The organism is Haemophilus haemolyticus, from assembly GCF_003352385.1.
GTDB classification, from domain to species: domain Bacteria; phylum Pseudomonadota; class Gammaproteobacteria; order Enterobacterales; family Pasteurellaceae; genus Haemophilus; species Haemophilus haemolyticus_I.
Genome location: NZ_CP031243.1, coordinates 98223 through 116754, shown reverse-complemented (window position 1 = coordinate 116754; position 18532 = coordinate 98223). Strand labels below are relative to the sequence as shown.

Here is an 18532-nt window from a genome sequence, read left to right as displayed (position 1 = left end):
GGAATGTAATGGCTGCTAAAATCCGTCAAAATGATGAAGTAATTGTTCTTACTGGTAAAGATAAGGGCAAACGTGGCAAGGTAACTAAAGTGTTACCAAACGGTAAAGTGTTTGTTGAAGGTATCAACATCATTACTAAACATGAAAAACCAGTTCCTGCATTAGGAAAAGCTGGTGGTTTAGTGAAGAAAGAAGCTGCAATCGACGCTTCAAATGTTGCGATTTTCAATCCTAAAACAAATAAAGCTGACCGTGTAGGTTTTAGATTCGAAGACGGCAAAAAAGTACGTTTCTTCAAATCTAACAATGAAATTATTTAACAAACTGGAGTAATGCGATGGCGAAACTGCATGATTACTACAGAGATCAAGTAGTAAGCGAATTAAAAAATAAATTCGGCTACAAATCTGTCATGCAAGTCCCACGAATCGAAAAGATTACCCTGAATATGGGTGTGGGTGAAGCATTGACCGACAAAAAATTGCTAGACAACGCAGTAGCGGACTTAGCAGCAATCAGCGGTCAAAAACCTTTAGTAACTAAAGCTCGTAAATCTGTTGCTGGCTTTAAAATCCGTCAGGGATATCCAATCGGTTGTAAAGTAACACTACGCGGTGAGCGTATGTGGGAGTTCTTTGAACGTTTAATTACAATTGCTGTTCCACGTATTCGTGACTTCCGCGGTTTAAGCGCTAAATCATTCGATGGTCGTGGTAACTATAGCATGGGTGTGCGTGAACAAATCATCTTCCCTGAAATCGATTACGATAAAGTAGATCGTGTACGTGGTTTAGATATCACTATCACAACTACTGCTAAGAATGATGAAGAAGGTCAAGCACTACTTGCTGCCTTTAATTTCCCATTCCGTAAATAAGGCAGGTTATAATGGCTAAACAATCAATGAAAGCACGCGATGTAAAACGCGTTAAATTGGCTGAAAAATTCTACGCAAAACGTGTTGAATTAAAGAAAATTATTTCTGATGTCAATGCCTCTGATGAAGATCGTTGGGATGCAGTGTTAAAGTTACAAACTTTACCACGTGATTCTAGCCCATCTCGTCAACGTAACCGTTGCCGCCAAACTGGACGTCCTCATGGCGTTTTACGTAAGTTTGGTTTAAGCCGAATTAAGGTTCGTGAAGCTGCAATGCGCGGTGAAATCCCAGGCCTTAAAAAAGCGAGCTGGTAATATACCACTTTATTTTGGAATCGGAGAAAAAGTACAATGAGTATGCAAGATCCAATCGCAGATATGCTGACCCGTATTCGTAACGGTCAAGCTGCGAACAAAGTTGCAATCAATATGCCTTCTTCCAAGCTAAAAGTGGCAATTGCCAACGTATTAGCTGCTGAAGGTTATATCGAAAGCGTAAAAGTTTTAGAAGGTGCTAAACCTGAATTGGAAATTACTTTAAAATATTTCCAAGGCAAACCAGTTGTAGAAAGCATCCAACGTGTAAGTCGTCCTGGTCTTCGTATTTACAAACGTAAAGATGAATTACCAAAAGTTATGGGCGGTTTAGGTGTTGCAGTTATTTCTACATCTAAAGGTGTTATGACTGACCGCGCTGCTCGTCAAGCAGGTTTAGGCGGTGAGATCATCTGTTATGTAGCTTAATAGAGAGGTAGGAAAATGTCTCGTGTTGCAAAGGCACCTGTTAATATTCCTGCCGGCGTTGAAGTTAAACTCGACGGTCAGCTATTAACAGTAAAAGGTAAAAATGGCGAGTTATCTCGCAAAATTCATGAATCAGTTGAAGTAAAACAAGATAACGGACAATTTACGTTCACTCCACGTGAAGGTTTTGTTGAAGCAAATGCTCAATCGGGTACTGCACGTGCATTAGTTAATGCAATGGTTATCGGTGTTACTGAAGGTTTCACTAAAAAATTAGTATTGGTGGGTGTAGGTTACAGAGCTCAACTTAAAGGTAATGCAATTGCATTAAGTTTAGGCTATTCTCACCCAGTAGAGCACACTTTGCCGGCAGGTATTACTGCAGAATGTCCATCTCAAACCGAAATCGTGTTGAAAGGTGCAGACAAACAGTTGATCGGTCAAGTTGCAGCAGATATTCGTGCTTATCGCCGTCCTGAACCTTATAAAGGTAAAGGGGTACGTTACGCTGATGAAGTGGTACGTATCAAAGAGGCTAAGAAGAAATAATTAAGGTAACACTATGGATAAGAAATCAGCTCGTATCCGTCGTGCAGCTCGTGCACGTCATATGATGAGAGAGCAAGGTGTAACTCGTTTAGTTATTCACCGCACTCCACGTCATATTTATGCACAAGTTATTGCACCAAACGGTTCAGAAGTGCTTGCCGCTGCTTCAACTGTTGAGAAAGCAATTCGTGAGCAAGTAAAATACACCGGTAATAAAGATGCTGCTGCTGCAGTAGGTAAAGCTGTTGCAGAACGCGCATTAGCAAAAGGCGTTCAAGCTGTTGCTTTTGATCGTTCCGGTTTTAAATATCATGGTCGTGTCCAAACTTTAGCGGACGCTGCACGTGAAGCTGGTCTACAGTTCTAATGAGGTAAATTGAGATGTCAAACATCGAAAAACAAGTTGGTGAACTGCAAGAGAAGCTAATCGCAGTAAACCGTGTATCAAAAACTGTAAAAGGTGGTCGTATTATGAGTTTCACTGCATTAACTGTAGTGGGCGATGGTAATGGCCGAGTAGGTTTTGGTTATGGTAAAGCGCGCGAAGTTCCAGCAGCGATCCAAAAAGCAATGGAAAAAGCACGTCGTAATATGATTAACGTTGCTTTGAATGAAGGTACATTACAGCATCCAGTTAAAGGTGTTCATACTGGTTCACGTGTATTTATGCAGCCAGCAAGCGAAGGTACAGGTATCATCGCTGGTGGTGCAATGCGTGCAGTATTAGAAGTTGCAGGTGTACGTAACGTTCTTTCTAAAGCGTATGGTTCTACCAACCCAATTAACGTTGTTCGTGCAACTATTGATGCATTAGCAAACATGAAATCACCAGAAATGGTTGCTGCAAAACGCGGTAAAACTGTTGATGAAATCTTGGGGTAATGAATAATGGCTAAAACTATTAAAGTAACACAAGTTCGTAGCTCAATTGCTCGTTTACCGAAGCATAAAGCTACCTTGCGTGGTCTTGGTCTTCGCCATATGCACCACACTGTTGAGTTAATTGATACGCCTGCAGTACGTGGTATGATTAACCAAGTTTCATACATGGTTAAAGTGGAGGAGTAAGAGATGCGTTTAAATACTCTATCTCCGGCTGAAGGTGCAAAGCATAGCTCTAAACGCCTCGGTCGTGGTATTGGTTCAGGTTTAGGCAAGACTGGTGGCCGTGGTCATAAAGGTCAAAAATCTCGTACTGGTGGCGGTGTTCGTCGCGGTTTCGAAGGTGGTCAAATGCCGTTATACCGTCGTTTACCAAAATTTGGTTTTACTTCAATGAAAGCTGCAGTAACTGCAGAAGTTCGTTTGAATGAGTTAACCAAAGTTGAAGGTAATATAGTAACCTTAGAAACATTAAAAGCAGCAAATATCTTAACTAAAGATATCCAATTCGCTAAAGTAGTTTTAGCGGGTGAAGTGAAATCAGCAGTAACAGTTCGTGGTTTGCGTGTAACTAAGGGTGCAAAAGCAGCAATTGAAGCTGCTGGCGGTTCAGTTGAGGAATAATTAGCAAATGGCTAAACAACCAGGTTATCAAGCAAGAAGTACTAATAGCGGTAAAGGTGAATTAAAAAGCCGATTACTTTTCGTTTTAGGTGCGCTTATCGTTTACCGAATTGGTTCTTTCATTCCGGTTCCTGGTATTGATGCGGCTGTGCTAGCTCAATTAGTTGAACAACAAAAAGGCACCATCATTGACATGTTTAACATGTTCTCTGGTGGTGCATTAAGCCGTGCATCTATCTTAGCATTAGGTATTATGCCGTATATCTCGGCATCTATTGTAATTCAGTTGCTTGCAACGGTTTCTCCTGCTTTAGCAGAATTAAAGAAAGAAGGTGCTGCTGGTCAACGTAAAATTTCTAAGTATACTCGGTATGCGACAGTTGTTTTTGCAACCATTCAGGCAGTAGCTATTTCAACAGGTTTACCAAATATGTTACCTGGTTTAGTGCCAAATGTTGGATTTGGTTTTTACTTCACTTCAGTTGTTAGCTTGGTAACTGGAACTATGTTCCTAATGTGGTTAGGTGAACAAATTACTGAAAGAGGTATTGGTAACGGTATTTCAATTCTTGTTTTTGGCGGTATCGTAGCTGGTTTACCATCAGCTATACTTCAAACTATTGAGCAGGCTCGTCAAGGACAGATGCATCCATTAGTGCTTCTTCTGATCGCAGCTATTGTATTTGCAGTAACTTATTTCGTTGTTTTTGTTGAAAGAGGACAGCGCAGAATTCGCGTTGAATATGCGAAGCGTCAACAAGGTCGTCAAATTTTAGGTGGTCATTCAACACATTTACCATTGAAAGTAAATATGGCAAACGTAATGCCGGCAATTTTTGCCTCAAGTATTATTTTATTTCCAGCTACCTTAACTCAATGGTTTGGACAAAATGATAAGTTTGAGTGGTTAAATAACTTATCTATGTTGTTGAATCCTGGTCAGCCTCTTTATTTACTTGTTTATGCTGTAGCAATTATTTTCTTTAGCTTCTTTTACACTGCAATGCAGTATAATCCGCGAGATACAGCAGATAATCTAAAAAAATCTGGTGCATTTATTCCAGGAATTAGACCAGGGGAACAAACATCTCGTTATATTGATAAAGTTATGACTCGTCTTACACTAATTGGCGGTCTTTATGTAACGTTTGTGTGTTTAGTTCCTTATATTATGACATCGGCTTGGGATGTTAAATTTTACTTCGGTGGAACATCTCTTTTAATTGTAGTCGTTGTAATTATGGATTTCATCGTGCAGGTTCAGAGTCACTTAATGTCGTCTCAATATGAGTCTGCGTTGAAAAAAGCAAACCTTAAAGGTTTTGGACAATAATTGTTCATTTAGTATAAAAGGATAAGCAATGAAAGTTCGTGCTTCCGTAAAGAAAATGTGTCGTAACTGTAAAATTGTTAAACGTGAAGGTGTTGTACGCGTATTGTGCAGCGATCCTAAACATAAACAACGTCAAGGTTAATTCATATTTTTTCTTGCAAAGAACCAGTTGAGCAGTTATACTGCTCAACTCATTTATGTCCTTGGTATTCTGTTTGAGTATCCTGAAAACGGGCTTTTCAAGATCAGAATACCAAATTAGTTAAAATAATAGGAGTGCATAGTGGCCCGTATTGCAGGCATTAACATTCCTGATCATAAACACGCTGTAATCGCTTTAACTGCAATTTACGGTATTGGTAAGACTCGTTCAAAAGCTATTTGTGCTGCGGCGGGTATTGCTGAAGATGTTAAGATCAGAGAATTGTCTGAAGAGCAGATTGACAAACTGCGTGACGAAGTTGGTAAATTTACCGTTGAAGGTGATTTACGTCGTGAAGTAACACTAAACATCAAACGTCTTTTAGACTTAGGTTGTTATCGTGGTTTACGTCACCGTCGTAGTTTACCGGTACGTGGTCAACGTACTAAAACTAATGCGCGTACCCGTAAGGGTCCACGTAAGCCGATCAAAAAATAGTCGGGGTAAATAAAGAATGGCTAAAACACCAGTTCGTGCACGTAAACGTGTAAAAAAACAAGTTGTAGATGGCGTAGCACATATTCATGCGTCTTTCAATAATACAATCGTAACCATTACTGACCGTCAAGGTAATGCACTAGCTTGGGCAACCGCTGGTGGTTCAGGTTTCCGTGGTTCTCGTAAATCAACTCCATTTGCTGCTCAAGTTGCTGCAGAGCGTTGCGCAGAAATGGTTAAAGAATTTGGTTTAAAGAATTTGGAAGTTATGGTTAAAGGTCCGGGTCCAGGTCGTGAATCAACAATTCGCGCGTTAAACGCAGCGGGTTTCCGTATCACGAATATTACTGATGTGACTCCGATTCCTCATAACGGTTGTCGTCCACCGAAAAAACGTCGTGTTTAAGACGTAATAGGATAGTTGGAGAAAGAAAATGGCAAGATATTTGGGTCCAAAACTCAAGCTCAGCCGTCGTGAAGGCACTGATTTATTCCTTAAATCAGGCGTGCGTGCGATTGATTCAAAATGTAAAATTGATACAGCACCTGGTCAACACGGTGCTCGTAAACCGCGTTTGTCTGACTATGGTAGTCAATTACGTGAAAAACAAAAGGTTCGTCGTATCTATGGTATTTTAGAACGTCAATTCCGTAACTACTATAAAGAAGCAAACCGTTTAAAAGGTAACACTGGTGAAAACTTATTAGTGTTATTAGAAGGTAGATTGGATAACGTTGTTTATCGCATGGGATTTGCTGCAACTCGCGCAGAAGCTCGTCAATTAGTGAGCCACAAAGCGATTGTTGTAAATGGTCGTGTTGTTAATATTCCATCATTCCAAGTTTCAGTAAATGATGTTGTTGCTGTTCGTGAGAAATCTAAAAAACAAGCACGTATTAAAGCATCATTAGAATTAGCAGAACAAAGAGAGAAACCAACTTGGTTAGAAGTTGATTCTGCGAAAATGGAAGGTGTGTTCAAACGTGTTCCTGAACGTTCTGATTTATCAGCAGACATTAACGAACATCTGATCGTTGAGCTTTACTCTAAATAATAGTTAAGCTTAAAAGCAAAGAGAGGATAAAATGCAGGGTTCTGTTACAGAATTTTTAAAACCACGTTTAGTAGATATTGAACAAATTAGTTCAACTCATGCTAAGGTGATCTTAGAACCGTTAGAGCGCGGTTTTGGCCATACTCTAGGTAATGCATTGCGTCGTATCCTTCTGTCTTCAATGCCAGGTTGTGCTGTAACTGAAGTAGAAATTGATGGCGTATTGCACGAATATAGTAGTAAGGAAGGTGTTCAAGAAGATGTTCTTGAAGTACTTTTAAACCTTAAAGGTCTAGCGGTTAAAGTACAGAATAAAGATGACGTTATTCTGACACTAAATAAATCTGGAATTGGCCCTGTTGTTGCAGCGGACATTACCCACGATGGTGATGTTGAAATTGTGAATCCGGATCACGTAATCTGTCACTTAACAGATGAGAATGCATCGATTAGTATGCGTATTCGTGTTCAACGTGGTAGAGGATATGTTCCAGCTTCAGCTCGTACACATAGCCAAACTGAGGAGCGTCCAATCGGTCGTTTATTAGTGGATGCTTGTTATAGCCCTGTAGATCGCATTGCATACAATGTAGAAGCAGCGCGTGTAGAACAACGTACGGACTTAGATAAGCTTGTTATTGAGTTAGAAACTAACGGTACGCTTGAGCCTGAAGAAGCAATTCGTCGTGCAGCAACAATTTTAGCAGAACAACTCGATGCATTCGTTGATTTGCGTGATGTTCGTCAACCTGAGATTAAGGAAGAAAAACCGGAGTTTGATCCGATTTTATTACGTCCTGTAGATGATTTAGAGTTGACAGTTCGTTCTGCTAACTGTTTGAAAGCAGAAACAATTCATTATATCGGTGATTTAGTACAACGTACAGAAGTTGAATTATTAAAAACACCTAATCTTGGTAAGAAATCTCTTACTGAAATTAAGGATGTGCTCGCTTCACGTGGCTTGTCACTTGGTATGCGCCTTGAGAATTGGCCACCAGCAAGTATTGCTGAAGACTAGTTTGGTCATAGGTTAAGATTTTTCTGAGAAGGATAAGATCATGCGCCATCGTAAGAGTGGTCGTCAACTAAACCGTAATAGCAGCCATCGCCAAGCGATGTTTCGTAACTTAGCAAGTGCTTTAGTTAGTCATGAAATCATTAAGACTACTTTGCCTAAAGCTAAAGAATTACGCCGTGTAGTTGAACCGTTAATTACATTAGCAAAAGAAGATAGCGTTGCAAACCGTCGTTTAGCATTCGCTCGTACTCGTAACATCGAAACTGTTGCGAAATTATTCAATGAATTAGGTCCACGTTTTGCTCAACGTGCAGGTGGTTACACTCGCATTTTGAAATGTGGTTTCCGTGCAGGCGATAATGCACCAATGGCATACATTGAGTTAGTTGATCGCCCAGAAGTTGCTGAAGCAGCTACTGAGGAATAAAAATCAATTCAAAGGAAAAGCTCACTTTATAGTGAGCTTTTTTATTTTATATGTAAGTAAAAAGCACTTTATTTATTGATAATATTATTTATATAGATAGTTCAAAACCATAATCTTAAATTTAAGAGCAGATTCGTAAATGTCTTGTATTTTTATCTAGAATTCCTTGTTTCTTTAATTCTTGACTAATACGAATAGCAGTTTCTGTTTCACATCCACAAAATTCAGCTACTTCTCGGTAGGTCCAAGGATAATCGGGATAACTTTCAGTTAGATTTTCAATCGCATCAATTATACGCTCGTAGCTTCGTTTATAGGCTGTACTACTTACTCGGTGTTCTGCGTCATATAATTCATTTGAGAGTTGCTTCATTAGATAGCAGGAAAAATCAGGATTATTTGCGATAAAAGTAGTGTGATTTCCAGGAAATATACGAATAATATCTGCTTCTAGTAATACCTTTGCACTACAATGATAAGTTGTTTCACTAAAGATTGTTCTAAACCCAAAATATTCGTTAGCGTGATAAAGTCGAATCAAGGTTTCTTTACCATTTTCTAAGCTATGATAAAGCCCGACAAGTCCTCGTTTTAAAAAATAAAATTCTTTAGGTTTTTCACCTTGAGTATAAATTAAGCTGTTTTTCCCTAGCGTTTTACTTTCAGAAATAATGCATTGATGTAAGTTTTGAGGTAAATAAGGTGATGAGCTTGACATAAATATCCTTTTAATACATAAACAACTTTAGGTTACTATACAAATTTCTGTTTTTATCCGCTATAAGCAAGTTTTAAAAGTGTTAACTTGGTAACAAAATTTTTATTTTAAATGAATAATGTTATTTTGCTTTACCAAAGCATTTTGCAAATTCTTTCAAATAGGGTTCCATGTGAGAGAGAGCTGCATAATAGGCTTCACATAGTTGATTATGTGGTTTTCCAAATCCTTGAACAGTTCGATGTTTTGGGCAACCTCCATGACAGGCAAAACGAAATTTACAGCTTTTGCATCGTTCGGAAAGAAAGGATTTCTCTGAACCGAAATGTTTTTGTTTTATGTTATCAACTAATGTTACTAGTGGTGTTTCTATGAGGTTTCCCAACTTGTACTCAGGGTAAACATAATGATCGCAACTATAAATATCCCCATTTTGTTCAATAACTAATTGATCACCGCAGGTTTCACGAAAAATACATAAATCAGGTTGTAATCCAAGATAGGCCATAAACCATTGTTCAATAAACTGAATCCCAATTTTTCCTACATCATTAGCGTACCATTCATCAAAAATATTAATTAGAAACTGGCCATAATCCTTTGCAGAGGCTTGTTGCTTATAATTTCCCATTAGTGGAATAAATTGCATATATGGCGATCCAATTCGTTTTAGAAAATGATAAATTTCTTTGCCATGTAGGACATTTAGATTATGCACTACTGTGAGAGTATTAAAAGATACTTGATAGTTATGTAGTAAATCTAGTGCATCTATTACTTGTTGAAATGTGCCTTTGCCATTTTTAGTTAAACGATAGGTATCGTGTAAGTGTTCAGGACCATCTATAGAAAGCCCTACAAGAAAATTATGATCATGTAGAAAACGGCACCAATCGGCATTAAGCAATACACCATTGGTTTGTAGCGAATTTTCAATTTGTTTCCCATTAGCATATTTATGCTGAAAATCGACCGCTCTTTTATAGAAATCAAGGCCTGCCATGGTTGGCTCACCGCCTTGCCAGAGGAAAGTTACTTGTTGTTGAGGGGCTGTTTCTATGTAAGATTTGATATAGGTTTCTAATACCTCATCATTCATGGCTCGTTGATTTAAATGAGGTTTTTCCAAGTAAAAGCAATACTGGCAATCTAAATTACAAATTGAGCCAGTAGGTTTTGCCATTAATTGAAATGCGTTCATACATCATATCCTTTCTATTTTTTTCATCATAACAGAATATTTTTAAGTGTATATGATGCTGATCATAAGATATGCTCATCTCCTTACGCCACAATTAGAATATATTATTAAGCTGATTTTCTTGATAGGAGTAGCAATGGCAATTAGTACAATTTTTATCTTACTGATTTGCGGTATTTGTACCAATATGGTTTCTGCTATTTTTGGTATTGGCGGGGGGGTATTGATGGTGCCAATTTTACGTACATTATTTCCCGAGTTGCCGATTCAAGTTATTTCAGCTACGTCACTCACCATTGTGATGTTTACCGCATTGATTAATTTATTATTTTTCCATAAGCAAAAAATTAAAATTGATTATATCAATATGATTTTATGGTCTATTTCTATGGTGATTGGCGTGCAAATTGGTTTTGAATTAAGTTTTTATTTTTCTACAGCGATAATTAGTTTAATTTTTACGGTTAGTCTAAGTGCGCTAGCGATTAAAACATTTTTAAACAGATCGAGAACACAAATAGAAGTGTCTAATATGTCTCCTATGGAACGAGCTAAAGGTAGTATTAGTTGCTGCGGAGGAGGATTAATTGCGGGTATTACAGGTATTGGAGGCGGTTCTATTCTTGCGCCCCTTGTCGGGCAATTAAAGGGGGTAAAAACACAGCAAATTGCCGTTTATACGAACTACATGATGATTATTGGTGGGATTGGTAATTTATATGGCTATCTCACAAGGGCCTTCCCTTATGATGTCAGTCTAAGTGGCCAACTAGGATATGTAAATTTTCTTGTAGTTGGTGTCGTTACCTTGGGTTCATTTGGAATGAGTTTCTTCTCAATGAAATTGCGTGGATTAATGAATCCGACTTTAACAAGAAAATTATTGGCGATTATTTTATTTTGTATTGCAGCCTATATGTGTATTTTGGAATTTGTATTCCATTAAATCGAATAAACTAGACCTAGTTATTCTAGGTCTATTCCCCAATTAGCGTTTTCGCAATCTCTCTTGCTTGCGCATCAATTTCGAGTACATCATCAATATTTTGAATGGTATAAGGCGAAATTTTCTCAATTGTTTTCGAATTAATTTTTGCAATATCCATAAAGCTAATTTGACGATCTAAAAATGCTTGTACAGCAATTTCATTAGCTGCATTCATTGCTGTTGTCGCATATTGACCCGCAGCAAAGGCATCAATAGCTAGTTTTAAATTTGGATAACGATTAAAATCAGGTTGAATAAACGTCAGTTCTTTGATTTTAAAGAAATCGAGTGGTTCTACTCCAGCAAAAGTGCGGTGAGGATATGCCATAGTTTCTGCAATTGGTGTTCGCATATCTGGATTTCCCATTTGAGCAATGACTGAGCCATCAACATAACGCACCATAGAATGAATAATCGATTGTGGATGAATAATGACTTCCATTTCTTCCGCACTTGCGTTGAAAAGCCAGCGAGCCTCAATGTATTCCAAGCCCTTATTCATCATTGTAGCTGAATCGACAGAAATTTTTTTACCCATAGACCAATTAGGGTGCGCAACCGCTTGTTCTGGTGTGATGTTAGTGAATTGTTCGAGTGGCGTGTAACGGAATGGCCCGCCAGATCCAGTGAGAATAATTTTACTTACACCTAATTCAGAAAGTGGGCAAAAGACAATTTTTTCTTGTGCTTCTGGGGGTAACGATTGAAAGATCGCATTATGTTCACTATCTACTGGTAAAAGCTTCGCGCCATAGTTTTTTACGGCATCAATAAAAAGCTGTCCGCAGGTTACCAATGATTCTTTATTTGCCAGTAATACCCGTTTACCCGCTTTAACCGCTGAAAGAGTAGGTAACAATCCTGCTGCACCAACAATCGACGCCATTATCTGATCGGCATCTGGATGTGCTGCGAGTTCGCAAATAGCTCGTTGTCCTGCTAATACTTCCGTTGGAATATGATGCGCAATTAATTTCTCACGTAAAATTTTAGCAGCATTTACATCATCAAGAGCCACAAAGTGCGGTCGGAATTTGATACATTGTTCAAACATTGCTTCTACATTTTTTCCGCCTACGAGTGCAAATGCATGATATTTCTGAGGGTTATTTTCGATAACAGAAAGGGTGCTCTTACCGATTGATCCCGTTGAACCAAGAATGACAATGTTTTGTTTTTGCATAGAATCTTTACCGCACTTTTGTTGATTATATTTTCATTGGTACGTCTAAATTTGCATACCTAATAAAATAAAGGCAGACAAAACTGTCTGCCTTTCGCATTTTTTATGATTAGAAATCCATTAATTCTTTTTCTTTATCCGCTAATACTTCATCTACTTTTTTAATGTAAATATCTGTGATTTTTTGGATTTCTTCTTCTGCTTTATGTTGTTCGTTTTCGCTGATTTCTTTGTCTTTTAATAATGCTTTGATTTTATCATTCGCATCACGACGCACATTACGAACCGCAACTTTACCTTGTTCACCTTCGCCTTTTACAATTTTGATTAAATCGCGACGGCGTTCTTCTGTTAATGGAGGAAGCGGAACACGGATTGTGGTACCCGCTGAAGATGGGTTTAAACCTAAATCTGAGGTTAAAATTGCTTTTTCTACCGCAGAGATTAAAGAACGATCAAAAACAGTTACAGCTAAAGTACGCGCATCTTCTGCCACCACGTTTGCTAATTGGCGAAGTGGAGTCGCTGCACCATAATATTCAACTTGAATTGCATCAAGTAAACTTGGTTGTGCACGACCAGTACGGATTTTCGAAATATGGCCTTTTAATGCTTCAAGGCTTTTTTCCATACGATCTTGAGCATCTTTTTTAATTTGGTTAAGCATTGCATTGTCCTTTTAATTGACGAAAGTTAAAACGCGGTGATTTTACTGGATTTTTGTGAATTTTTGAATACATTTATCAGCTTGAAAACAGATAAAAAATGACCGCACTTCAGTTACCCAAAGTGCGGTTAATATTTTTAGTATTTTTAATTAAGCTTTAGGACCAGCTGCAATTAAAGCTTTGCCTTCTTCGTTAGTTGCATATTTAACAAAGTTTTTCACAAAGCGACCGGCTAAGTCTTCAGCTTTTGATTGCCATTGTGCTTTATCTGCGTAAGTATCACGAGGATCCAAGATTGCAGAATCTACACCTGGTAATGCTTTAGGAATTGCTAAGTTGAAGATTGGTAATTCGCCCATTTCAGCTTTTTCAATTGAGCCATCTAAGATTGCATCAATGATTCCGCGAGTATCTTTGATTGAGATACGTTTTCCTGTGCCATTCCAACCAGTATTCACTAAGTAAGCTTCAGCACCTGCTGCTTGCATACGTTTTACTAACACTTCAGCATATTGAGTTGGGTGAAGCGTTAAGAACGCTGCACCGAAACATGCTGAGAATGTTGGAGTTGGTTCAGTAATACCACGTTCAGTACCTGCTAATTTTGCAGTGAAACCAGATAAGAAGTAGTATTTAGTTTGTTCTGGTGTCAATTTAGATACTGGTGGTAATACGCCAAATGCATCAGCAGTTAAGAAAATAACTTTAGTTGCGTGACCAGCACGAGAAACTGGTTTTACGATGTTATCGATGTGGTAAATTGGGTAAGACACGCGAGTATTTTCTGTTTTTGAACCATCATCGAAATCAACAGAACCATCTGCACGAACAACTACGTTTTCTAATAATGCATCGCGACGGATAGCGCGGTAAATATCCGGTTCATTTTCTTCTGAAAGGTGAATGGTTTTCGCATAGCAACCACCTTCAAAGTTAAAGATACCAACATCATCCCAACCGTGCTCATCATCACCGATTAATTCACGTTTTGGATCGGTTGAAAGGGTTGTTTTACCTGTACCAGATAAACCAAAGAAGATTGCTACATCGCCATCTTTACCCACGTTAGCTGAGCAGTGCATTGCGCCAACACCTTTAAGTGGTAGGAAGTAGTTCATCATTGAGAACATACCTTTTTTCATTTCACCACCGTACCAAGTACCACCGATTAATTGAATGCGCTCAGTTAAGTTGAAGGCAACGAAGTTTTCTGAATTTAAACCTTGTTCTTTCCAGTTTGGATTGGTTACTTTAGAACCGTTCATTACAACGAAATCTGGTTCAAAATTTTTGAGTTGTTCTTCAGCTGGGCGAATAAACATGTTTTTCACAAAGTGTGCTTGCCATGCAACTTCAGTTACAATACGTACTGCAATACGGTCGTGTTCGCTCGCACCACAGAAACCATCAACCACAAATAAGCGTTTACGAGAAAGTTGGTTAGTTACCAAGTCTTTTAAGCTTTGCCATGTAGCTTGGTTCATTGGTTTGTTGTCATTTTTCGCAGCTTCAGATGTCCACCAAACAGTATCTTTGGTTTTTTCATCTAACACGATATATTTATCTTTTGGTGAACGGCCAGTGAAGATACCAGTATCTACAGCTACGGCACCCGTCGTAGTTAAAGTACCTTTTTCAAAGCCTTCTAAACCTGGATTGGTTTCTTCTTCGAACAATTGCTCGTAGCTTGGATTGTAGACAACGTCTTTTACGTCATAAATGCCTAGCGCTTCAAGTTCTTTTACTACTTTGTTTAAGTCTGTCATAAGTCACCTCTAATATTTAAGATTAAAATTTAACTGTCGCTTATTCTAAAGAATGTCAATGCAAAAAAATGTTAACTAGATCTCATTTTTGAAAAATTATAGCTCTTCATTACCTATTTTTAGGTGTGTTGATGATGTAGATCAAAAATCCCGACATGGCGTCGGGATTGTTTTTAAAGTTTTGTTGATTTTAATTTTTCAATCGCTTCTTTATTAAAGAAGTAGTGTGTGCCACAACATTCACATTGCATATCAATACTGCCTTTATGTTCGGCTAATATTTCATCAATTTCTTCATCGGAGATGAGCAGTAATGCAGAACCAGAACGCTCTGCGGAGCAGCCACAGAAAAATTGTACATCTTGTGCTGGATAAAGATTGACGGTTTCTTCATGATACAAACGATAGAGTAGCTCTTCTGCAGGGAGACCAAATAATTCTTCATCTTTTACTGTTGATGCGAGCGTAGTTAAATGCTCAAAATCTTCTGGTGTACCAGAACCATCAGGCATAATCTGTAATAGCATACCTGCTGCCACTGGCTTTCCTTCATATTCTCCAGTACGAATAATTAATTGAGTTTGAAGCTGTTCTGAGCGTACAAAATAATCTTCTAAGCATTCTGTGATCGTCGGTTTATCCAGACTAATTACACCTTGATAGCGTTCACCTTCTTTTGGTGCAATAGTAATGACCAATACGCCTTTACCAATCATATTATGCAGACTCATATTTTCAGTGATGTTCCCATCCACTCGAGCAAGGGCGCGGATTTGTTGTTGATCATTGCCATTTACTAATGCTAAGCGTAATGGACCATCGCCTTGAATTTGTACGGTGATATTGCCGTCAAATTTTAGTGTGGCAGTAAGCAAATTAGTCGCCACCATCATTTCACCCAATAAATCCTGTACTGCTTTAGGATACTGATGGGTATTTAATGTATCAGTAAATGTTTTATTTAAACGAACCCATTCTCCACGAACCGCACGATTTTGGAAAAGATAACGGTAAAGCTTGTCATTGTCTTGAGTATAGTCTTGTTGATTGGTCATTGATCATTCCTAATTGAAATAAAAAGTGCGGTAGTTTTTCCCGCACTTTTAAGTGTTGCTACTCATAATTGGGGCTATTCAGAGGATTGCAAGGGAGTCTTGTGAAATCCAATTGTGATATACGCGTTAAAATATGATTAAGCAAATCTTGTTTTGGCTTCTGCAATAGCTTCGGCAACACGCAATGGCGATACACCACCTTTTGCACAACGCTTGTCTAAGCAAGACTGGAGGGAAAGAGTCTCGTAAACATCATCTCCCACTACTTCACTAAATTGGCGGAATTCAGGGATAGTAAGATCTTCTAATCCTTTGCCTTTTTCGATTGCATAAACAACCGTTTCACCCACGATATGATGGGAATCTCGGAAAGGTACGCCTTTAGAGACTAAATAATCCGCTAATTCAGTTGCGTTTGAATAGCCTTTTAACGCAGCTTCACGAGTACGTTCAACATTTACTTTCAATTCATCTAATACGAACGTTGCCATGTCCACACAGTTTTGCCAAGTATCTAAGGCATCAAAAATACCTTCTTTGTCTTCTTGCATATCTTTATTATACGCAAGTGGCAAGCCTTTTAAGGTGATTAACATGCCTGTTAATGAGCCAATCACTCTGCCGGCTTTGCCTCGAATTAACTCACATGCATCAGGATTTTTCTTTTGTGGCATTAATGATGAGCCAGACGTCACGCGGTCGGATAATTCCACGAAATTTGCCTCTCCGCTGTTAAAGATAATCATATCTTCAGCAAAGCGGGAAAGATGTGCCATACTGAGGGATGCGATGGAAAGCAACTCGACGATATGATCGCGATCAGAGACACTATCTAAGCTATTTCTAGTTGCGAAGGCAAAACCAAGATCGTGCGCAAGTGAATCACGATCTACAGCATAAGCCGTACCAGCTAGCGCACCACTACCAAGTGGACAGGTATTCATACGATTATACGCATCTGTTAAACGTGAATAGTCGCGGTCGAACATTTCCACATATGCCATACACCAATGAGCAAAAGTGATTGGTTGAGCTCGTTGTAAATGGGTATAGCCAGGCATTACTGCTTGTTGTGTGTTTTCTGCGGTTTGAACTAAGTGGCGTTGCAAATTACGTACTGATTCTTGTAATTCAACCACACGTTGTTTGCACCATAGTTTTATATCTACTGCCACTTGATCGTTACGGCTACGACCAGTATGTAATTTTTTACCAAGGTTGCCTACTTTATCAATTAGCTTACTTTCAACCCAACTATGAATATCTTCAGCATCATCTTGTAAAATTGCTTGTGGATTTGACCGCACTTCAATAAGTAATTCATTTAATGCTTGCTCAAGTTGATGCTGTTCTTCGATAGTTAATACATTGACTTTCACCAAGGCTTTGGACCAACCAATTGAGCCTTGAATATCCTGTTCTGCCAAACGATAATCAAAACGTAAAGAGTCATTAAAATCTTTAAAACGTTTATCCGCTGCCTGCGTAAAACGCCCACCCCAAAGTGCCATAATCTTTCCTTTTTATTTTAATTAATTATTCTATTATTATGCATATTTATGCATAAAGCAATGTTCTATATTAATAATAAAACAAAAATGGACAAAATCTTTTATTTTGTCCATTTTATCTGTATTAGTGCTATTTATAGCGTTTTTGCTAAATTTTTGATAAAGGTTTTAAATTCTTTACCTAATTTTTCGTGACGAATACCGTATTCTACGAAAGCTTCCATATAGCCAATTTTATCACCACAGTCGAATGTTTCACCTGTCATATGGAATGCTTCAACAGTTTCTTTTTCAATGAGCATATCAATAGCATCGGTTAATTGGATTTCATCACCAACACCAATTGGCGTCTTTTCCAACAAGTCCCAAATTGCTGCTGAGAAAACGTAACGACCCACTACAGCAAGGTTTGATGGCGCATCTTCAACGGCTGGTTTTTCAACAATGCTATTAATTTTTGCACTTTCACCACCATTAAGAACTATGCCACCACAGTCTGCAACACCATAGCTACTCACATTTTCTTGTGGAACAGGCGTTACCATAATTTGGCTTGCTCCAGTTTCATTAAAGCGTTTAATCATTGCAGAAAGATTTTCTTTTTTCTGATCTGCACTGAAATCTGCTAACAATACGTCAGGTAACACAACGGCAAATGACTCATTGCCTACAAGTGGGCGACCGCACAACACAGCGTGACCAAGTCCTTTTGCATTACCTTGGCGAACATGCATGATAGTTACATCTTTTGGACAGATAGAACGCACTTCTTCTAGAAGTTGACGCTTAACACGTTTTTCTAGCATTGTTTCTAGTTCAAAAGAGGTATCAAAATGGTTTTCGATAGCATTTTTCGATGAATGCGTGACAAGCACAATTTCTTTTATGCCAGCTGCAACACATTCATTTACCACGTATTGAATCAATGGTTTATCAACCAAAGTAAGCATTTCCTTCGGAATTGCCTTCGTGGCAGGCAACATACGTGTACCTAGACCGGCTACAGGAATAATTGCTTTCATAATATAAAATCCATTATTTACGATTATGATGAACTGTCTAATTGTTCATCTTTCATCTGTTTAATTCGTTGGTAAATTTCTTCTCGGTGAACGGATACTTCTTTAGGCGCTTCTACACCGAGTTTAACTTGGTTTCCACGTACACTCAAAATCGTGATAGAAATATCATTTCCAATAAGTACACTTTCGCCAACTTTACGAGTCAAGATTAACATCTTTTATCTCCTTAGTTTGCATTTATTAGATATCCCTATCAATCAAGGAAG

26 protein-coding genes are annotated in these 18532 nt (G+C 38.4%); 17 read left to right on the top strand and 9 right to left on the bottom strand.

The features are described 5' to 3' along the window. Positions 1–8 precede the first annotated feature (8 nt). From rplX to rplQ, 16 genes are all read left to right on the top strand, one after another. Positions 9–320, top strand: a complete 312-nt coding sequence (gene rplX, locus DV428_RS00620) for a 50S ribosomal protein L24 (RefSeq protein WP_005635734.1) — start codon at positions 9–11, stop codon at positions 318–320. 17 nt (positions 321–337) lie between these two features. Further along, entirely contained in the window at positions 338–877 is a 540-nt protein-coding gene (gene rplE, locus DV428_RS00615) for a 50S ribosomal protein L5 (protein ID WP_005625881.1), read from the top strand. A gap of 11 nt (positions 878–888) precedes the next feature. After that, positions 889–1194, top strand: a complete 306-nt coding sequence (gene rpsN, locus DV428_RS00610; protein ID WP_005625879.1) for a 30S ribosomal protein S14 — start codon at positions 889–891, stop codon at positions 1192–1194. Between the two features lie 36 nt (positions 1195–1230). Beyond that, positions 1231–1623 carry a 30S ribosomal protein S8 gene (gene rpsH / locus DV428_RS00605; protein ID WP_005625877.1) on the top strand — a complete coding sequence of 131 codons (393 nt, stop codon included), beginning with the start codon at positions 1231–1233 and terminating at the stop codon, positions 1621–1623. A gap of 15 nt (positions 1624–1638) precedes the next feature. Beyond that, on the top strand, positions 1639–2172 hold the full coding sequence (gene rplF / locus DV428_RS00600; protein WP_005625876.1) for a 50S ribosomal protein L6: 534 nt from the start codon (positions 1639–1641) through the stop codon (positions 2170–2172). Between the two features lie 13 nt (positions 2173–2185). After that, a complete protein-coding gene (gene rplR / locus DV428_RS00595; RefSeq protein ID WP_005625873.1) occupies positions 2186–2539 on the top strand; it encodes a 50S ribosomal protein L18 in 354 nt (117 codons plus the stop codon). Positions 2540–2553: 14 nt separating this feature from the next. Continuing rightward, entirely contained in the window at positions 2554–3054 is a 501-nt protein-coding gene (rpsE, locus tag DV428_RS00590; RefSeq protein ID WP_005625871.1) for a 30S ribosomal protein S5, read from the top strand. 6 nt (positions 3055–3060) lie between these two features. Further along, positions 3061–3240, top strand: coding sequence for a 50S ribosomal protein L30 (gene rpmD / locus DV428_RS00585; RefSeq protein ID WP_005543631.1), 180 nt, complete (start codon positions 3061–3063; stop codon positions 3238–3240). 3 nt (positions 3241–3243) lie between these two features. Continuing rightward, positions 3244–3678, top strand: a complete 435-nt coding sequence (rplO, locus tag DV428_RS00580; RefSeq protein ID WP_114908318.1) for a 50S ribosomal protein L15 — start codon at positions 3244–3246, stop codon at positions 3676–3678. Positions 3679–3685: 7 nt separating this feature from the next. Beyond that, positions 3686–5011, top strand: a complete 1326-nt coding sequence (secY, locus tag DV428_RS00575) for a preprotein translocase subunit SecY (protein ID WP_005625869.1) — start codon at positions 3686–3688, stop codon at positions 5009–5011. A 28-nt stretch (positions 5012–5039) separates the two neighbouring features. After that, a complete protein-coding gene (gene rpmJ / locus DV428_RS00570; RefSeq protein ID WP_005625868.1) occupies positions 5040–5153 on the top strand; it encodes a 50S ribosomal protein L36 in 114 nt (37 codons plus the stop codon). A gap of 141 nt (positions 5154–5294) precedes the next feature. Beyond that, positions 5295–5651, top strand: a complete 357-nt coding sequence (gene rpsM / locus DV428_RS00565) for a 30S ribosomal protein S13 (protein WP_005625867.1) — start codon at positions 5295–5297, stop codon at positions 5649–5651. Between the two features lie 16 nt (positions 5652–5667). Then, positions 5668–6057, top strand: coding sequence for a 30S ribosomal protein S11 (gene rpsK / locus DV428_RS00560; RefSeq protein ID WP_012072238.1), 390 nt, complete (start codon positions 5668–5670; stop codon positions 6055–6057). 28 nt (positions 6058–6085) lie between these two features. Next, positions 6086–6706: a 30S ribosomal protein S4 gene (gene rpsD / locus DV428_RS00555; protein ID WP_005625866.1), complete on the top strand. Its 621-nt coding sequence runs from the start codon at positions 6086–6088 to the stop codon at positions 6704–6706. Positions 6707–6737: 31 nt separating this feature from the next. Beyond that, on the top strand, positions 6738–7727 hold the full coding sequence (locus DV428_RS00550) for a DNA-directed RNA polymerase subunit alpha (protein ID WP_053465810.1): 990 nt from the start codon (positions 6738–6740) through the stop codon (positions 7725–7727). A gap of 40 nt (positions 7728–7767) precedes the next feature. Beyond that, positions 7768–8154 carry a 50S ribosomal protein L17 gene (rplQ, locus tag DV428_RS00545; protein WP_114908317.1) on the top strand — a complete coding sequence of 129 codons (387 nt, stop codon included), beginning with the start codon at positions 7768–7770 and terminating at the stop codon, positions 8152–8154. Positions 8155–8275: 121 nt separating this feature from the next. On the opposite strand, the gene DV428_RS00540 is transcribed toward rplQ, so the two are convergent. Continuing rightward, positions 8276–8872, bottom strand: coding sequence for a Crp/Fnr family transcriptional regulator (locus DV428_RS00540; RefSeq protein WP_005635738.1), 597 nt, complete (start codon positions 8870–8872; stop codon positions 8276–8278). A 121-nt stretch (positions 8873–8993) separates the two neighbouring features. Beyond that, on the bottom strand, positions 8994–10073 hold the full coding sequence (locus DV428_RS00535) for an anaerobic sulfatase maturase (protein WP_114908316.1): 1080 nt from the start codon (positions 10071–10073) through the stop codon (positions 8994–8996). A 136-nt stretch (positions 10074–10209) separates the two neighbouring features. Here DV428_RS00535 and DV428_RS00530 point away from each other — a divergent pair, with 136 nt between their 5' ends. After that, positions 10210–11019, top strand: a complete 810-nt coding sequence (locus DV428_RS00530; protein ID WP_114908315.1) for a sulfite exporter TauE/SafE family protein — start codon at positions 10210–10212, stop codon at positions 11017–11019. A gap of 31 nt (positions 11020–11050) precedes the next feature. Here the strand turns inward: DV428_RS00530 and ispC are convergent, their stop codons facing one another. The 7 genes from ispC to csrA all read right to left on the bottom strand — a co-directional run bounded on the left by ispC (position 11051) and on the right by csrA (position 18481). Beyond that, positions 11051–12244: a 1-deoxy-D-xylulose-5-phosphate reductoisomerase gene (gene ispC / locus DV428_RS00525; protein ID WP_114908314.1), complete on the bottom strand. Its 1194-nt coding sequence runs from the start codon at positions 12242–12244 to the stop codon at positions 11051–11053. 109 nt (positions 12245–12353) lie between these two features. Next, positions 12354–12911 carry a ribosome recycling factor gene (frr, locus tag DV428_RS00520; protein WP_005632773.1) on the bottom strand — a complete coding sequence of 186 codons (558 nt, stop codon included), beginning with the start codon at positions 12909–12911 and terminating at the stop codon, positions 12354–12356. A gap of 150 nt (positions 12912–13061) precedes the next feature. Continuing rightward, the gene (gene pckA / locus DV428_RS00515; protein ID WP_114908313.1) at positions 13062–14678 is read right to left on the bottom strand and encodes a phosphoenolpyruvate carboxykinase (ATP); all 1617 of its coding nucleotides are present in this window, start codon (positions 14676–14678) and stop codon (positions 13062–13064) included. A 173-nt stretch (positions 14679–14851) separates the two neighbouring features. After that, positions 14852–15733: an Hsp33 family molecular chaperone HslO gene (gene hslO / locus DV428_RS00510; protein WP_114908312.1), complete on the bottom strand. Its 882-nt coding sequence runs from the start codon at positions 15731–15733 to the stop codon at positions 14852–14854. Positions 15734–15870: 137 nt separating this feature from the next. Beyond that, positions 15871–17244, bottom strand: coding sequence for an argininosuccinate lyase (gene argH / locus DV428_RS00505; RefSeq protein ID WP_114908311.1), 1374 nt, complete (start codon positions 17242–17244; stop codon positions 15871–15873). 134 nt (positions 17245–17378) lie between these two features. After that, positions 17379–18266 carry a UTP--glucose-1-phosphate uridylyltransferase GalU gene (galU, locus tag DV428_RS00500; protein ID WP_046942403.1) on the bottom strand — a complete coding sequence of 296 codons (888 nt, stop codon included), beginning with the start codon at positions 18264–18266 and terminating at the stop codon, positions 17379–17381. Between the two features lie 23 nt (positions 18267–18289). Further along, positions 18290–18481 carry a carbon storage regulator CsrA gene (gene csrA / locus DV428_RS00495; protein ID WP_005625841.1) on the bottom strand — a complete coding sequence of 64 codons (192 nt, stop codon included), beginning with the start codon at positions 18479–18481 and terminating at the stop codon, positions 18290–18292. Between the last annotated feature and the right edge of the window lie 51 nt (positions 18482–18532).

Excerpts from the sequence above, each read along its gene's own strand:
- DV428_RS00535 (WP_114908316.1), bottom strand. The coding sequence starts at position 10,073 with ATGAACGCATTTCAATTAATGGCAAAACCTACTGGCTCAATTTGTAAT.
- rplR (WP_005625873.1), top strand. The coding sequence starts at position 2,186 with ATGGATAAGAAATCAGCTCGTATCCGTCGTGCAGCTCGTGCACGTCAT.
- rpsN (WP_005625879.1), top strand. The coding sequence starts at position 889 with ATGGCTAAACAATCAATGAAAGCACGCGATGTAAAACGCGTTAAATTG.
- secY (WP_005625869.1), top strand. The coding sequence starts at position 3,686 with ATGGCTAAACAACCAGGTTATCAAGCAAGAAGTACTAATAGCGGTAAA.
- argH (WP_114908311.1), bottom strand. The coding sequence starts at position 17,244 with ATGGCACTTTGGGGTGGGCGTTTTACGCAGGCAGCGGATAAACGTTTT.
- hslO (WP_114908312.1), bottom strand. The coding sequence starts at position 15,733 with ATGACCAATCAACAAGACTATACTCAAGACAATGACAAGCTTTACCGT.
- rpmD (WP_005543631.1), top strand. The coding sequence starts at position 3,061 with ATGGCTAAAACTATTAAAGTAACACAAGTTCGTAGCTCAATTGCTCGT.
- rplE (WP_005625881.1), top strand. The coding sequence starts at position 338 with ATGGCGAAACTGCATGATTACTACAGAGATCAAGTAGTAAGCGAATTA.
- pckA (WP_114908313.1), bottom strand. The coding sequence starts at position 14,678 with ATGACAGACTTAAACAAAGTAGTAAAAGAACTTGAAGCGCTAGGCATT.
- rplF (WP_005625876.1), top strand. The coding sequence starts at position 1,639 with ATGTCTCGTGTTGCAAAGGCACCTGTTAATATTCCTGCCGGCGTTGAA.
- DV428_RS00550 (WP_053465810.1), top strand. The coding sequence starts at position 6,738 with ATGCAGGGTTCTGTTACAGAATTTTTAAAACCACGTTTAGTAGATATT.
- rpsK (WP_012072238.1), top strand. The coding sequence starts at position 5,668 with ATGGCTAAAACACCAGTTCGTGCACGTAAACGTGTAAAAAAACAAGTT.
- rplO (WP_114908318.1), top strand. The coding sequence starts at position 3,244 with ATGCGTTTAAATACTCTATCTCCGGCTGAAGGTGCAAAGCATAGCTCT.
- rplQ (WP_114908317.1), top strand. The coding sequence starts at position 7,768 with ATGCGCCATCGTAAGAGTGGTCGTCAACTAAACCGTAATAGCAGCCAT.
- DV428_RS00530 (WP_114908315.1), top strand. The coding sequence starts at position 10,210 with ATGGCAATTAGTACAATTTTTATCTTACTGATTTGCGGTATTTGTACC.
- rplX (WP_005635734.1), top strand. The coding sequence starts at position 9 with ATGGCTGCTAAAATCCGTCAAAATGATGAAGTAATTGTTCTTACTGGT.
- ispC (WP_114908314.1), bottom strand. The coding sequence starts at position 12,244 with ATGCAAAAACAAAACATTGTCATTCTTGGTTCAACGGGATCAATCGGT.
- rpmJ (WP_005625868.1), top strand. The coding sequence starts at position 5,040 with ATGAAAGTTCGTGCTTCCGTAAAGAAAATGTGTCGTAACTGTAAAATT.
- rpsE (WP_005625871.1), top strand. The coding sequence starts at position 2,554 with ATGTCAAACATCGAAAAACAAGTTGGTGAACTGCAAGAGAAGCTAATC.
- rpsH (WP_005625877.1), top strand. The coding sequence starts at position 1,231 with ATGAGTATGCAAGATCCAATCGCAGATATGCTGACCCGTATTCGTAAC.
- galU (WP_046942403.1), bottom strand. The coding sequence starts at position 18,266 with ATGAAAGCAATTATTCCTGTAGCCGGTCTAGGTACACGTATGTTGCCT.
- csrA (WP_005625841.1), bottom strand. The coding sequence starts at position 18,481 with ATGTTAATCTTGACTCGTAAAGTTGGCGAAAGTGTACTTATTGGAAAT.
- rpsD (WP_005625866.1), top strand. The coding sequence starts at position 6,086 with ATGGCAAGATATTTGGGTCCAAAACTCAAGCTCAGCCGTCGTGAAGGC.
- DV428_RS00540 (WP_005635738.1), bottom strand. The coding sequence starts at position 8,872 with ATGTCAAGCTCATCACCTTATTTACCTCAAAACTTACATCAATGCATT.
- frr (WP_005632773.1), bottom strand. The coding sequence starts at position 12,911 with ATGCTTAACCAAATTAAAAAAGATGCTCAAGATCGTATGGAAAAAAGC.